We start from the raw sequence: 14,816 nt of genomic DNA, 5'->3' as shown, positions 1-14,816 counted from the left end.
ATCAAATAGATAGAGCTTGGAGAGAGGGGAAATAACATATGATGGATATTATCGCACTTCGCCGGGACCTGCATGCACATCCTGAACTGGGATTTACGGAATTTCGTACGGCGACCAAAGTGGTGCAAATCCTGACGGAACTGGGGTATAGCGTCACTTACGGAAAAGATGCAATTGATGACACATCACGGCGCGGGTTGCCGAAGCCCGAAGTCTTGGAAGATGCATATCAGCGTGCCCTCCGTGAAGGTGCAGATCCGGTGATCGTGGAACAGATGCGAGGAGGATTCACCGCCGTAGTTGCTGAAATTCAAGGGGAGCAGGAGGGGCCAACGACAGCGTTCCGCTTCGATATGGATGCATTGCCGATCCGTGAGAGCAAGTTGGAACAACATGCACCGCAAGCAGCACAATTTCGTTCCCGTCATGAAGGCATTATGCATGCCTGTGCACACGATGGGCATACAACGATCGGACTGGCGCTTGCAGAACGGTTGAGTAACCGGAAGTTTGCCGGCAAGATTCGGCTGTTATTCCAACCTGCCGAAGAAGGTGTGCGCGGAGCATATGCCATGGTTGAAAAAGGAATGCTGGAACAGGTGGATCGCCTGTTCTGTATGCACTTGGGTACCGGTGTGCCATCCGGTCATATTAGAGGTGCGTCTGCCGGATTCCTGGCAACGACCAAGCTGGAAGCACATTTCACCGGTGTATCTTCCCATGCAGGGGCTACACCGGAGGAAGGCCGGAACGCGCTGCTGGGCGCAGCGACCGCCATGCTCAACATTCATGCACTTCCCCGCTTCAGCTCAGCAGATACCCGGATTAATGTAGGCATTCTGGAAGGTGGAACAGGGGCCAATATTATTGCTGAGCATGCCCGCATGGTTATTGAGACACGTTCGACCAGTGAAGAAACGAATCGAGAGCTGGAGCGCCGCGTGCGGAACATCATTGAGCATAGCGCAGCCATGCACGAACTAACCGCTTCCGTTGAAGTGGTTGGAAGTGCCATCCCGATTCGATGTGATATGGAACTTGCAGAGCTTGCGGTTCAGCAAGCGGAAGGCATCGCTGGTTTCACCCATGCGGAGGCTATTTCGGATAGTGCTGCTCTCGGCAGCGAGGATGCCAGTTATATGATCCGGCGAGTCCAAGAGCAAGGTGGCAAAGCCACGTATATGATTGTTGGCAGCGAGTTACCTGCCCCGCATCATCATCCCGAATTTGATATTGATGAAGCGGTATTGGCCCCTGCGGTGGAACTGCTGGAGAAATTGGCACGTACCCTGCAAACAACAGATCTCTAGGATGGTCGATATTCATGACTAGGAGTTAGCTGTCTGGATCATCAGGATGGAAGCTAAGTTCAGGCCCGCATGAAAAGTGCGGGTTTTTCTGGTTAGCCCTTGTATGGAGAATAAGAAGATGATAAAAAAGATATTGCGAACGCTTACATTATGTGCTAACATCACCATAACAACAGGATTGTAACCGTGTTAAGGGCAATACCTGTGTCAGTTCATTCGTTGGTTCTTTGTTCATCAGATGAATGATTGCGTTTACATTATCATATGGAATGAGCCTCATTCCTCAGGGTTGTTACTGATTGCAGGCAAAACCTGAATTGAGGGCAGCAGATCACGCTAAAGCGATGTCTGTTTGCCTTCGGTTCAGGTTTTTTTATACAAAAAATGCCTGAAGGCATGACCGCAAGCGCAGTTGCGGATATTTCGAGCAGAAAGGAGTGCGGCAGATTAAGTTTTCTGAAATAGAGAAATAGACTCATCCAGACATTGGAATACTGATTCAAAGATGCACATTTCCAATGCAATTATCCCATCACACACTATTTGACAGCGAGGAGATTGTTGACATGAAAAGCATTAAACGTTCGATTGCCATAGCAACCATTCTGGGTTTATGTGTATCCGGGTTACCGGCATATGCAGCAGGAAATACAGCAACCTCTTCTTCAGCAGCGATGGACAAGCTGATCCAATCGGAGCTTATTCGTGGCAGCGGTCAAGGTGTTAATGCGGCTTATTTGAATAAAAAAGCTACACGCATTCAAGCCGCAGTACTGTACTTGCGTTTGTCCGGATTGGAGAAAGAAGCACTCACCTATCAGGGATCGGTAACGTATGACGATGCGGCTCAGGCAGGAAAAGTATTGCAACCGGTCGTTGGCTACTTGAAGCAGCATCCGTATGTGGCTGAGATCGTAACGGGAACGGAGAAATTTGAGCCTAATGCACCCCTTACAGCGGAAGATTATGCCACAATGCTGTTGAAGGTGCTTGGATATGAAGTAGGTACGGATTATGAGCAAGGGGCGGCTTCCACCTATGCGGCTGGGAAAGGAATCAAGGCACTTCAAGGGAAGGGAGCGAGTGAGCTTACCAATCGACTGATGGCCGAAGCAACTGCACAGGCTTTGCAAACACAGCTTAAGAACGGCAATGGAACCTTGGAGCAGAGCTGGTTGAAACATAAAGAAGCTGGCGCGTTCAAACCTCAAACGTTGCAACAGACCAAATATGGTGCGATTGAGGGCAAAAAATATGAGCAATATGGCACGCTCGGCTGGCTCGGTGTTCCATACGCCGCACCTCCGGTAGGTGAACTGCGTTGGAAAGCTCCACAAGAACCTGAAGCTTGGGCAGGAACTAGATCGGCTAAGGAATTTGCAGCGAACAGCTTGCAGATCTCCGGCAAGAATACAGTAGGCAGTGAGGATTCACTGTACCTCAATATCTGGCGTCCTGACACAACCAGTTCTAAACTTCCGGTGATGGTGTTCCTGCACGGTGGCGGGAATATGACCGGATCAGGTAAAGATTTTCAGGGTGAACAGCTTGCGCGGAGCACCAACAGTATCATCATCTCCGTGAACTACCGTCTGGGGGCCCTCGGATTCTTCGAGAATGCAGCGCTGAAAACCGGCAATGCCCTGGATGACTCCGGTAACTATGGTCTGCTCGACGCATTCCGTGCACTGGAGTGGGTACAGGATAATATTGCAGGGTTTGGCGGAGATACAAGCAAAGTTACATTAGCCGGACAATCTGCTGGTGCGCGTGATGTGCTGGCAACACTGATCTCTCCGCTTAGCAAAGGGCTGTATCAAAAAGCAGTTGCTTTCAGCGGAGGATTGACGACAGCATCACCGGGAGAAGGTGAGCAAAAATCCCAGGATGTACTCGTGAAGCTGCTTGTACAAGAGGGGAAAGCGGCTAATGCAGAAGAGGCAAAAGCCTGGATAAGCAAGCAATCTCCGGCACAGCTGGAGAGCTACCTGCGTGCACTGCCGGCGGACAAGCTGGTCACAGCGTTTGGTGCAACCGCAATCCGTATGGAGCCATTCCCGCATCTGTTCCGGGACGGCACCGTGATTCCAAAAGAAGGCTTTGAAGCCATCCAGAACGGCAATTACACGAAAGTTCCTGTATTACTGGGCAGCCTGGAAACGGAGTTCTCCGGATTTGCCTTTGGTGATCCAAACTTCGCTCCAGCTATTGCGGATGGAACGCTGTTCACCGATGAAACCAAGGCGGAGCAATATGCTGCTGCTCTGAAATACGGTAGTGAAGCTTATGCAGGCTTTAATGCAGAGCGTGTCGCGGAGCAATTGACCAGTGAAGCCGGTCAGCCGCCGGTATATGCTTATCGTTTTGCTTGGGGTACACAACCTGGGGTCATCTCTGAGCGTTTGCTCACGTTACTGGGCGCACCACATGGTGCGGATATGGACTTCTATACAGGGCACGCCGATGGCATTGCTGCCTATTTCCCTGAGGGATACTTTAGCGAGACGAACAAACCAGGACGTGATGAGTTGTCCATCGCGATGGCAGCATACCTGAAGCAGTTCCTGTACACAGGCAATCCAGGTACGGGTGGTTCCCCTAATCTTGCGGCATGGACACCTTGGACGAAAGATGCACAAGCACCGATCATGCGTCTGGATGCAAGTAATACAACGGCAGAGATTGGCATGTCCACACAATATAATCAAGGCAAAGAAGCCGTAATGGCGAAGATGAAAAAAGAATTGTCTGAAGAAACATACAAACTGTTGACGGAAAAAGTGTTTGCAGGCCGTTTCTTCTGGGAATAAGGATCACCGGGTAGGAAGGGATATATAGATAAAAGGTATATAGATAAATTGAAAGCCAAGGGAGCCTATTCTCTTGGCTTTTTGTACTGTTCGTCATGCTTAAATATGGTATTGTTGTAAATATAAATTAATAACATCGAGAGGGGAGACGTGTACATTATGGATGGAGCTAGCTCTATAGGAATTGCTGGGATTATAACGCTATTAATTTTCTTTATCATGATGGGTCTTGTATTATATCTGATCTTCTATCTTGTGATGAAGCGGTCTGGCGTGAAAGAGGAAGTATCCGCATTAAGGATGGAAGTGCGAGTGTTACAAGAGGAAGTAGAGCGGAACAGGCGGGAATTGGAGAGTATAAAGTCTCGTTAACCGTCTGTACGTACTATATCTAGATACGTGGATTAGCGTGTTCAATAGTAAGAGAGGATAGGGGCTCTTTGCCCCTTCCTACTCAATACAGCCTGAAACTGTTTATTTCAGCCTTAGCGGGCCACGTATGCGTCATCTATTTCTTGGCAAAAAAACTAAGTGTTCCGGTGCTTTCATCAGCACTCACAAACAGGCTGCGTCCGTTAACCCGATGAATGCCTTCTGGTGACTCTCCGGCTGTAGGAATCAGACCCAGATAGTTCGGATTGACCGGATCAGCAAGATCGAAGAACAGAATGGCATCTGCCCGTTCGGAAGCGACCGCTGCATACGTTGTGTCGTCCACCGTAGCCACGGTCAGATTCTCCACTTCGCTGCCTTTGTTGGGACTGCGATCATCCGGGTACAAACCAACCATGGCGGTTGCCGTGTCAATGAGGTTTTGGCTATCGTACATCCGCTTGCCTTGCAGATCCCAGACAGCAATATTACGTCCGCCTGCTTTTACCCCATCCTCAAATTCATTCTTGCCCAAATCTCCTTCATTCGCTGTCAGCAGGTATTTACCATCTGCTGAGAAAGCAATCCCATCCGGTTCATAACGAGCTGTCAATGTTTCTTTAAACTGAACCAAGCCATCATCTTTCAGATCCGCTTGATGTGAGGTGGTACCGAGAGCGAAGATGGAGCTGATCTTTTTGGTCTCCAAATCTACGATGGCAACGACGTTGTTCTCCTGTAGCGTGATGGCTGCAGTTTTGCTATCCGGACTAATGGCAACATACTCCGGTTGTGGATCATGCGGATAGATGGCGCCTTCAACATGGTCCAGAGATACTGGCAAGTTCGTGATTTCACCTTCCAATACGTTCCCACCAGCAAAAGATACAACCATAATGCTACCCGGACGTTTGGCGTTGGCATAGTCAATTTCATCGGCAGCTTTATTCAGCTCTTCGTCTTCTATGGCAATCACGGCATGCAGACCGTCAGGAGACAGGGCAATCGAGTCAGGACCAATACCGAGTTCATATGTTTTTACAGTTTTGTAGGTTGTCAGATCCACTATGGCAAGCAATCCTTTGTTTGCTTCACTGTCCGTATCCCCGGTACGAATAACAGCCAGACCGTATTTGCCGTCTTTGGACACGGTTACACTGGTGACTTCAGCTTTGGCAGAGAGCTCATGGAAGCTGACTGTTTTCAATACGCTGATATTTTTCAAGTCAGCAATGTCCAATACAGAAATGCTGCCATTGTCCGCTTCGGTTACGAGCAGGCGCTGTCCATCTGGCGTAGAGGCTGATATTTCTGCTTTGCCACCGGGCATCTGAAACGATGCGGTTCGTTCAAAACCGGTTTTATTTTGTTTCAGGATCAGTTGATCCGTAATTAATTTTAGCGTTTGGGAAGATACATACGTTGTACCTTTGGTGATGTAGCTTTTACTGTCCAAAGGCGTTTTTACCCCGTTAATGGTTGCTGAGGACGTTCCTATAGGAAGTTGGACTTTAGTATCTGCGACCTGGATATCAACACTGCGACTGTTTCCGTTCCAGGTGACCGTACCTTGCATATTTTGGATGGCTGTACGCAGTGCAACTTGATCGTTGGCAGGTTTAGTTGCATCAGCGGCATGAATCATGGATGTGTAGCTGGTTGCTCCTGCGCTAAGAATGGCGGTCATCGACAGAACGGCAAGCCATTGATTTCTCTTTTTCAATGTTCCAGATCCCCTTTATCGTTTCGTGTTGTGATGGTGTGTGCAATTGTTTTCAGACATGGCCTAGTATAGGGGTGAAATGTTAAAAAGAAATAAGAGAAGCCAGCAAGTTATGTAAAACATTCATATGCTATAGTCAGACAAAGTCAGAAAGTCAAAGAAGGTCAAAATAAAAGAAAAAAGGATCTATTTTATAATAATGAACCATGGTGAAAGAAGATCGGTTTTTTTCGTCTTTTACGGACTTTGAGCCTTGTTTGCACGAGTATTATAATAATCAATGTAAGCAACACCAATAAACCAACCACACAAAAGGAGCTGATTTTCATGTTTGATCTGATTCCGTTTCGTAAACGAAATGAAGACCCGTTCGGACACATGTTGAAATCCTTCAATGACATGGTTGAGAACTCATTTCTCTCCCCGTTTGGGACTGGCTCGCAGCCATTTCGCACCGACATTCGTGAGGATGAAGACAAATATTGGGTAGAAGCCGAGCTTCCGGGCATTGCCAAAGAGAATATAGACATTCAAGTTGAAGGTAAAGAATTGATTATTCGTGCCAAACGTAATGAGCTGGTGGAACAGAAGGATGACTCCAATCGGATCATTCGGCAGGAGCGTCGTTCAGGCGAATTTATCCGGCGTTTCTATGTAGATCATATTGATGAGGAGCATATCAAGGCCAGATTGGAAGATGGTGTGCTGAAGCTTGAGATTCCAAAACGCCCTGGTGATGATTCATCTCGCAGACGCATTCAAATTGACTAAACCATAGAGAATTGAAATCAATTGTTTCCTTATATGATGAAAAACATGCAGGAGACATCCATAAGGATGTTTTCTGCATGTTTTAATTTAGACTGAATTAGAAGAGGGATCGTTGAACATCAGATTGAATATCCATTTTGCTGATTCCTTTATTTCTCGGTCGCTGCCTGCATGAGCGCATATATCTTACGTGTGGTATTCACGTTTCTTACGGTCATATAAGCATAGACTTTGGAACCCACAAGCTTGTTCATGCCACTTTTGGATGCATCCTCTCTGCTGACTGAATACAAAATGGCACCGGGAACATACATCAGTGTGCCGATTTCGGGTTTGATGGGCAGTTGATCCAGCACGGAGGGCTCGTTGATCTCATCCCAGAGGAACATCACATCACTTTTGGCCGTGTCGTCATTAACCCATTCCGCTGGGAGCGCTTCGATAACGCTTTGGATTTCATCCATATTCCGCACCATCACCTTGATCTGTAAGCCGAAATCAGCGGCGATGGCCTGTTCCAACGTAAGGGATATCTCCCTATTCGCATCAGCACGTTCTTGATGATCAGCAAAAATAATATTGCCAGAGTTGATGTATGTAACGACATCCAGCATGCCAGCTTGTTCAAACGTTTCTTTTAGCTGTTTCATGTTCATTTTATTGTTCCCGCCTACATTAATACCTCGCAGCAAGGCTACATAGATCATAGGGATGCCCCTCCAATTTCTTCAATTCAACGGTTTAACAAAATGACAGATACTCGAAGAGATGAGCAGTATATTCTTCTCCCAACAGATCCTGCAATAAAGGCTCCACTTGTTCCAGAACCTCTGGCTTGGTCTCATAGGTTTCTTCATCTTTCAATTCTCCGGCATAGCTCCGTGCCGCTTCAATGAGGATGGCTAGTGCATTGAAAAAGTCAGACAGCGAATCGGCAACACGGTTTGGTTCTCCACCTGTAAAAGCGGCATATACGGGAGAGTGCGGTGCTTCCACATCCACAATTAAAGGATCATCGTTAAAGTTTGCGATGACGATATGATTTTTTGGCCAAGTGGAGGACTCCTCATAAGGTTCATTCATGCCAATCCAGCGGAACCCCAGTTGCTGACGAAGCAGATGTTCAGGTGCAACAAAGAAGATCAATGCGGCATCACCGATCTCGACGGCGGCATTTTTCATTTTGAGTGTACCTTCAGCGTCTGCATCCATCATTTCATAATGACTGTACAGGTATTGAAGTTCCGGTGAAAGCGGTATTCGTGTATCTACTTCCGGCTGGTGATGGTGTTTGCGCGGACGAAGATCATGATTTTTGAAAAGCCCGTAAGCTTCATTATATAAATCCTGCTGTTCCACAAAACGGCTTAAGGCCGCATCCAGTTGTTGCATGTTGTCTGATTCCTCCTACTTGTGTAGTTTCATCGTATCCATTGGTTAGCGCTGGATGCCTGACCAGAAGACATTCCAGGTAATCGCCAGCGCTTGTTCATAAGATTGCCGTGTCTCATATACGAGCTGTACGTCCAATCCATCCATCATGGTCACAAAGGCCACGGTGGCTTCTTCCGAACTGAGGCGTATATCCGGATGTTTGGTAAAGACGGCTGCTAACTCTTCCTTCAGTGTCCCGAGATACGTTCGATATTGGGCCAACACAAAATCATGTACCTCCAGTGGTGTGATGAACGACAGGATATACATAAAAGCCACGTTTGGATGGGTCAGGAAACGATTTTTGTGTTCATGCAAAAAGGCGTACAGCTGCTGATCCAGAGTTTGGGTAACAGACTCACTGAAAAATTGGCGTACAAACTGCTGTTCCTCCTGCACAACTTCCTCGTATAACTCCAGCAATAACGCTTTTTTGGAAGAATAGTGATAGGCCAGAGATTGCTTGCGAATGCCTGCCTCTTCGGCAATCTGCGCCATCTTGGTCCCCTCGTAGCCCAGACGATTAAAATGTTGAATGGCAATTTCCTTGATTCGTTTTTTACTCAATGTCTACCTCCAGTTGGCGAGCGGTATACCTCTGCTGTTTTTGGGAGTATACCAAATATAACAAGATATATACCACAAAAATGCCTATAGCGATAGCGTACACCACTGTATAGGAAAATACAGAAGCCACCACGCCAAGGATCAACGAACCACCGCCAATCCCGAGGTCAAAAAAATTAAAGAAGGAAGCCATCGCATTTTCATGCTCATGTTCCTCCACAAGGTTCACACACCAGGTCTGAATCGCCGGGAATATGGCACCGAAGCCAAAGCCGTATAACGCGCCAGCGATCAGGAATTGCACATCATGTTGGGCGATAATTAGAACCAACAGTCCTGCGATTGCAAACACCGCAGAAGGCAACAACACGGAGCCTGGATCGTGTCGATCAAACATTTTCCCAGAGAACAACCGAACAGTGAAACTGGCGATAGCAACGATAAAGAAAAACCAGGCGACATTGTTGAATCCTCTCTCGGCGGCGAATAAAGCCACAAAGGACATGATGGAGCCGGCTGCAATGCCAACCAGCATGATCAGCAGCGAAGGGAACAGTACTTTCTTTTCGATCAACTTGACGGTTGCAGCTGGAAGTTCGACGTTTTTGTGATTAGGTAACCCCTTGGGCTTTCTGGAAACAAACACGGCCATCAGGAGAGCTAGCAGCAAAATGCACATGCCTCCCATAAACAGGCTCTGATAGTCATACTTAAACAACAGACTGGTACCAATCAAGGGACCGATGGATATGGCGACGGTCTCGCCTACCCCAAAATACCCCATGCCTTCTCCCCGGCGATCTCTTGGAATGTTTTCTGTAGCAATCGTCGCAAAATAGGTCGTTGCCAAACCAAATCCGAATCCATGGATCACTCGAAATAGAAGAATCATCCCAATACCTGACGATAGGTAGTATGCACCTGTCATGAATGCACAGATGGTTATGCCGATAATTAACAGAACCTTTTTATCTATTCGGGTCGCTAAAACGGACGTGAAGGGTCGAATCAAAATGGCAGAAAACATAAATATGCCGGTAACAAGACCGATCTGTGAAGCTTCTCCACCCAAACTGGAAACGAACAATGGCAATGTGGGGAGTAACATCTCAAAGGCCATAAACAATAGTGCGTTGGCTAACATGATGAAAATAAATGATCTTCCCCAGAGTTGCTGAGGTGTAGGGCTAGTAGTCGAAGTGCTCATAGGATCCTCCATGTATACTGATCTCTGTCGGCCGACATGTTGAAATGATTTTACCTGACGATGGTCAGATTGTAAAGTGCGTTTCGATATGCAAACATGATTTTTTTGGTGCAGGTGAGATTCAGCCTATATGGTAAGAAGTTAAGAGCTGGATTGTATCAAAAGAAACGAAAAGAAGCCTGTGCATATGGCGAAGTGATCCCACATAACACAGGCTTCTTTAATTGGTGTGAAAATAGGAGGGGCTAATTCCACTGGAATAGCATCAGATTAACGTTACCGCGGAGCAAGGTAGCCATACGACTTCGCTGGAGAATTCGCATGAAGGCGGAAATCTTCGCTCGGTTCATTCATAAATGCCGGATCCACATATATGGAGTGTGCATCGTTACCAGATCCCTTTAGGTAGGCGGCGATGCCGGAGTAGGCCTTATTTTTCCAAACCCACAGGGCATCTTCCTGCTCTCCTGGTGAGTAATAGACATTATAGTCAAACATATTGCCGGTATTGGTTGTATATTCATTGTATATCAGGACTTCCGAGCTGCCCGATACGAGAATATTGCGCATGAACGTATTGTTCTTCGTCCGTGACTGCATGAATAACTGTCCATTGCCTGCATTCAGGGTGTCATTCCCTACAAGCGTATTGTACATAATCTTGCTATCCTCGGTAGCTCCACGTTCATCGTCATAACCTCCCATGGCAATGCCCGTCAATCGGTTGGAATAGATCAGGTTATCCCGCACGGTAATGTTGCTGGTTGAACGCCCGGCATGCTCTGAGGCTATCTCAATTCCGATGTCGTTCCTGTATACCCGGTTCTGGTCGATGATATGATCTTTCCCGCCATCGACATAGATGCCACCAGCCGAGTTGCTATCATTGGGCAGGTCAGTTCCATAGGAGGGATTGTTATTGGACGTAATATCGTATACTTCGTTGCCTCGTACAATGCCGTTCCGAGCCTGATCGTACGTGTCGTCTTCGGACGTACCCTCATACCCGATCAGATCAATACCAATGTTGTCGGAATCATGGATGATATTGTTCTGTATGGCAAAGGTATCGACATTGCCGTTGACTGCAAGTGACTCACTGGAACCAAGGGTAAGATCATACAATTCATTATCCTTAATGATGATATCGCGTAATGCTTGAGGGTGCTCTGTACCATATAGGGCAATACCGTGGGCATCCCTGCCCCTCAAATTGGGACCCTCAGGAGGTGCGTAACTAGCGATCGCGTGTATGGTGTTACCCAACAACTGAATATGCTCACCTGCCCCGTGGACATAGATCCCGGTTGGAACCTGGCCCCCCAGAGTGGTCGTGAAGTTACGAATTTCGAGGTTTTGAATGGTGATATAACTGGCATTATCAATTTCAATCAGTCCTTCGATGCCTCGAACAGCGAGGCCTTCTCCATCAATGACGACATTCTCTTGCGGATAGCTGGCAAATAGGGTCGGATTACCGGAGGAATGGCCGCTCCGGGTGATTTTGACTTTCTGATGATAGACACCTTCACGCAAATAGATCGTACTTCCTGGCGAAGCATGGTCGGCTGCGTGCTGTAACGTTTTCCACGGAGATTGAAGGGTTCCTTTATTCGCGTCGTTTCCATGGGGGGATATGTAATGGATGACCTGAGGATCCAACTTTTGAACAGAAACGGGTGTCTTCATGGACTGGGTGCGGTCCTGACAACCAGATGCGAATAACAGTAGAATCGGCATAATCAGCAAAACTGTACGAATCAAAGTTGTTCCTCCTTTGTATTTACCTGCGAAGCTAGATTATAGCAGATTTGAACGGGTTAATAAGCCATGATATGCTTTTTATCAAATCAGGGAGGAGACTGCTCATGAATACATTAACTGTAGCTGAATTAGTAGATCGGGAGAATCACGCATGGGAAGAACTCAAGGAACTTCTGGATAGCGGGCAAAATACATATGTGTATGTTCCAGCAAAGCAGGAGGCGGGAGAGGATACCCTCTATCGTCTGCAAATAAGTACGAAATCCTATTTGGGAGTTGTTGCTTATGAGACAGAAGGTATCGTACTTGACCATGGCTGGATCACGCTGCTTGGTGCGGGTGGTGACAGTACATATGGAAGCCTCACCAGTTGGAATGGTGTGAGTGAGCAACCTTGGGTAGATGTTCTGGAAGGTATGATGATCGTCGCATATGATGCGGCAGGTGGTTTCTTCGGACTGGATACAGGCAAGTATGGCCGTACGGGACATATCTATTATTTTGCACCGGATACACTTGAATGGGAATCGACAGAACTGACATATTCAGAGTTCATTAACTGGCTGGCGGATGGCGATCTGGGGCAGTTCTATCAGACGTTTCGCTGGAAAGGTTGGCAGGAGGATATGGCACAGCTCCAGACGGGACAAGTATTTGCATATTATCCACCACTTTGGACCAAGGAAGGTGGCGGCGAGAGCAGTAGCAAATCCCCAATTAGCATCATGGAGGCCTGGAAGTCAGCCCTGGATGGGAAATAGTCGGCATGCTGCTTGAGAAGGATAAGGAGTGGTGGCTATTTCATGGAATGCATACTCATTTTTGAAACTGAAACCTCCTGTCCGAATTCGTAAAAAGGCTCGCGCTAAGGCGCGAGCCTTTCTCTGTTGAACAATTTAACTACCGGATGCAAGAGGTTCCATGCCAGAGCGTGAAGCTCTGCTATGCCAGACGGTCAGACCCAGTGAAACAACGCAGACGAGCAACAGACAAGCGTATACCACATGATAAGCTTCCTCTACTGATACTCCCGGAATGCTGTGCAACAGCAACCCGCATACCGCTACAGATACCGATCCACCGAAGAACTGAATCAATTGTAACATGCCCATTCCTGAACCAATCTGTGATTTGGGCAGCACACGTGAAGCTTCATTATTCAATGAAGCCATAGATGCCGAGAGTGCCGGTGAGAAAAAGAGATAACCACTGGTAATGATCAGGGCGGATTGATCCAGTCCGAGCATGAATAAGGCAAGTACCGCTGCGAGCAGGATGTGTCCGATGATCATAAACCGCATATTGCCATAACGGTCGATCCAGCGGCCGACGAAACGGGTGCAGAATGCTGCAACAATGGCTCCTGGAGCAATCAGCATACCGATGGCGAGCGATGAGCGTCCATAGAGATCTGCGAGCACAAGCGGCATCAAGAACAGATTGCCCAGATTCACGACCAGCACGCAGAATCCTATAAGAATTAAGCGGGTGTATCCTGGTGTTCGAAACACTTGTGGATTCACAAACGGAAGACTCGCTTTCCGAATATACAGGAGGTGTGCTACAAGTGAAATAACGCCAATAGCTAACCATAACCAGGACTGCTGGGTGATCGCGACGAGAAGTGTAGTTGCATTAATGACGGTTAGTATGGCACCAATAACATCAAACGGCTGATCCGTTTTGACGGATTCAGGTGGTAGAAAATAGAGCAGGACAGGCAGGGCTAGCAGGACAAGCACGGTTATGGCAAAAAGTCCGTTCCAGCCCCAGTACTCACTAATAAGTCCGCCGACAATGGGGCCAAGTCCAAAAGCCATGGCGCTGCCTGATGAGATGAGTGCGATGGCAGCTCCACGCCGTTCCACCGGGATGTAACGACTCGCGATGACGAGACCCAGACCAGCCATCACCCCTGCACCTGCAGATTGCAGAATGCGTGTGAGCAACAGGATTGCGAAGTTATGTGCGAACAACCCCAGCAATGAAGATAACCCCAGGATCAGAAGCCCGACCGTGAGCAGTTTGCGTACCGGAATTCGGTCTGATAATCGACTGTATATCACCGTTGACAGGGCGTAACCAATGGAATAACTTGAGATGACCCAGGAACCCAGGTCTGAGGTAATCTGTAGATCATGAATAATGACGGGCAATGAAACATTGAACATGGTGGTGTTCATCACAACGATGAACAAGCAGCACGTCCAGAGTGGCATGACAATTTTATCTTTCACGTGACCATTCCTGTCTTATCTATGAATGTGAATTCGGATTGAGCATGGATGAAAATGTGATGAAAAGCAATATATCATTTTACACTTCATTTTATTATATGGCAATAATGTCATACTGAATATCAGTTGAATTTATGTAATGCAGAGTTTTAATTTATAGACTAGTTCCCTTAAATTGGGTAAAATGATGGTTGGAATACATAACTAGATTGATTATTTTATAAGGAGTTTACAGTATGGATCACTTACTATTAATGTCCCACAGCGTATTTCCGACGTTGGATATGAAGCGAACAGCACAATTTTATGAAAAAAAGATGGGCTTTCGTGTGGTCGAATATCTCAATGCAGCCGAACCTCATATCTGTCTTTATCGTGATCTTACCGAGATTATTTTAACCCAAAGCAATGGACAAAAGGTAATACCCAACAGAGAATTATATGGTTACGGATATGATGCCTATTTTATTACCAAGAATCAGGAAGAGCTTCAACAGGAATTGATCAACGCAGATGTGAAGATCGTACGTGCCCTCAATCATACAGACTATAATAACAAAGAGTTTGTGATCGAGGATATTGATGGACGATGGATCGCTTTTGGCATCAAACAGGGGTGAA

The 14,816-nt window shown here is 47.0% G+C and carries 13 protein-coding genes; 6 read left to right on the top strand and 7 right to left on the bottom strand.

Annotated elements, in window-relative coordinates; translation table 11 throughout:
* The first annotated feature begins 38 nt into the window (after positions 1-38).
* The 3 genes from MKZ12_RS21865 (at position 39) to MKZ12_RS21855 (ending at position 4,492) form a co-directional block, all read left to right on the top strand.
* On the top strand, positions 39-1,310 hold the full coding sequence (locus tag MKZ12_RS21865; RefSeq protein ID WP_339236468.1) for an amidohydrolase: 1,272 nt from the start codon (positions 39-41) through the stop codon (positions 1,308-1,310).
* A gap of 566 nt (positions 1,311-1,876) precedes the next feature.
* Positions 1,877-4,120, top strand: a complete 2,244-nt coding sequence (locus tag MKZ12_RS21860; protein WP_339256647.1) for a carboxylesterase family protein — start codon at positions 1,877-1,879, stop codon at positions 4,118-4,120.
* Positions 4,121-4,279: 159 nt separating this feature from the next.
* Positions 4,280-4,492: a hypothetical protein gene (locus MKZ12_RS21855; RefSeq protein ID WP_339236462.1), complete on the top strand. Its 213-nt coding sequence runs from the start codon at positions 4,280-4,282 to the stop codon at positions 4,490-4,492.
* A gap of 136 nt (positions 4,493-4,628) precedes the next feature.
* On the opposite strand, the gene MKZ12_RS21850 is transcribed toward MKZ12_RS21855, so the two are convergent.
* Positions 4,629-6,215 (bottom strand): stalk domain-containing protein, encoded by a 1,587-nt coding sequence (locus tag MKZ12_RS21850; RefSeq protein WP_339256645.1) that lies wholly within the window; start codon positions 6,213-6,215, stop codon positions 4,629-4,631.
* 327 nt (positions 6,216-6,542) lie between these two features.
* On the opposite strand from MKZ12_RS21850, the gene MKZ12_RS21845 reads away from it, so the two are divergent.
* Positions 6,543-6,986 (top strand): Hsp20/alpha crystallin family protein, encoded by a 444-nt coding sequence (locus tag MKZ12_RS21845; RefSeq protein WP_339256644.1) that lies wholly within the window; start codon positions 6,543-6,545, stop codon positions 6,984-6,986.
* Positions 6,987-7,135: 149 nt separating this feature from the next.
* Here the strand turns inward: MKZ12_RS21845 and MKZ12_RS21840 are convergent, their stop codons facing one another.
* The 5 genes from MKZ12_RS21840 to MKZ12_RS21820 form a co-directional block, all read right to left on the bottom strand.
* Positions 7,136-7,693 (bottom strand): DUF1697 domain-containing protein, encoded by a 558-nt coding sequence (locus MKZ12_RS21840; RefSeq protein WP_339256643.1) that lies wholly within the window; start codon positions 7,691-7,693, stop codon positions 7,136-7,138.
* 34 nt (positions 7,694-7,727) lie between these two features.
* Entirely contained in the window at positions 7,728-8,378 is a 651-nt protein-coding gene (locus MKZ12_RS21835) for a hypothetical protein (protein WP_339256642.1), read from the bottom strand.
* Positions 8,379-8,423: 45 nt separating this feature from the next.
* Positions 8,424-8,987, bottom strand: a complete 564-nt coding sequence (locus MKZ12_RS21830) for a TetR/AcrR family transcriptional regulator (RefSeq protein ID WP_339236452.1) — start codon at positions 8,985-8,987, stop codon at positions 8,424-8,426.
* A complete protein-coding gene (locus MKZ12_RS21825) occupies positions 8,980-10,194 on the bottom strand; it encodes an MFS transporter (protein ID WP_339256640.1) in 1,215 nt (404 codons plus the stop codon). Before MKZ12_RS21825 ends, MKZ12_RS21830 begins: the two co-directional genes overlap by 8 nt.
* Before the next feature lie 276 nt (positions 10,195-10,470).
* Entirely contained in the window at positions 10,471-11,958 is a 1,488-nt protein-coding gene (locus MKZ12_RS21820; RefSeq protein ID WP_339256638.1) for a right-handed parallel beta-helix repeat-containing protein, read from the bottom strand.
* 104 nt (positions 11,959-12,062) lie between these two features.
* Between MKZ12_RS21820 and MKZ12_RS21815 the strand changes: the two genes are divergently transcribed.
* Positions 12,063-12,719, top strand: a complete 657-nt coding sequence (locus MKZ12_RS21815; RefSeq protein WP_339236445.1) for a DUF2625 family protein — start codon at positions 12,063-12,065, stop codon at positions 12,717-12,719.
* Positions 12,720-12,854: 135 nt separating this feature from the next.
* Here MKZ12_RS21815 and MKZ12_RS21810 read toward each other — a convergent pair whose 3' ends face one another.
* Positions 12,855-14,195 carry an MFS transporter gene (locus MKZ12_RS21810; protein ID WP_339256636.1) on the bottom strand — a complete coding sequence of 447 codons (1,341 nt, stop codon included), beginning with the start codon at positions 14,193-14,195 and terminating at the stop codon, positions 12,855-12,857.
* Positions 14,196-14,431: 236 nt separating this feature from the next.
* On the opposite strand from MKZ12_RS21810, the gene MKZ12_RS21805 reads away from it, so the two are divergent.
* Entirely contained in the window at positions 14,432-14,815 is a 384-nt protein-coding gene (locus MKZ12_RS21805; RefSeq protein ID WP_339236440.1) for a VOC family protein, read from the top strand.
* Position 14,816 lies beyond the last annotated feature (1 nt).

Origin of the sequence: Paenibacillus sp. FSL R5-0713 (assembly GCF_037973325.1) — a bacterium.
GTDB lineage: Bacteria > Bacillota > Bacilli > Paenibacillales > Paenibacillaceae > Paenibacillus.
This window is presented reverse-complemented; position numbering and strand designations above follow the sequence as displayed.

Excerpts from the sequence above, each read along its gene's own strand:
- MKZ12_RS21865 (WP_339236468.1), top strand. The coding sequence starts at position 39 with ATGATGGATATTATCGCACTTCGCCGGGACCTGCATGCACATCCTGAA.
- MKZ12_RS21860 (WP_339256647.1), top strand. The coding sequence starts at position 1,877 with ATGAAAAGCATTAAACGTTCGATTGCCATAGCAACCATTCTGGGTTTA.
- MKZ12_RS21855 (WP_339236462.1), top strand. The coding sequence starts at position 4,280 with ATGGATGGAGCTAGCTCTATAGGAATTGCTGGGATTATAACGCTATTA.
- MKZ12_RS21845 (WP_339256644.1), top strand. The coding sequence starts at position 6,543 with ATGTTTGATCTGATTCCGTTTCGTAAACGAAATGAAGACCCGTTCGGA.
- MKZ12_RS21840 (WP_339256643.1), bottom strand. The coding sequence starts at position 7,693 with ATGATCTATGTAGCCTTGCTGCGAGGTATTAATGTAGGCGGGAACAAT.
- MKZ12_RS21835 (WP_339256642.1), bottom strand. The coding sequence starts at position 8,378 with ATGCAACAACTGGATGCGGCCTTAAGCCGTTTTGTGGAACAGCAGGAT.
- MKZ12_RS21825 (WP_339256640.1), bottom strand. The coding sequence starts at position 10,194 with ATGAGCACTTCGACTACTAGCCCTACACCTCAGCAACTCTGGGGAAGA.
- MKZ12_RS21815 (WP_339236445.1), top strand. The coding sequence starts at position 12,063 with ATGAATACATTAACTGTAGCTGAATTAGTAGATCGGGAGAATCACGCA.
- MKZ12_RS21805 (WP_339236440.1), top strand. The coding sequence starts at position 14,432 with ATGGATCACTTACTATTAATGTCCCACAGCGTATTTCCGACGTTGGAT.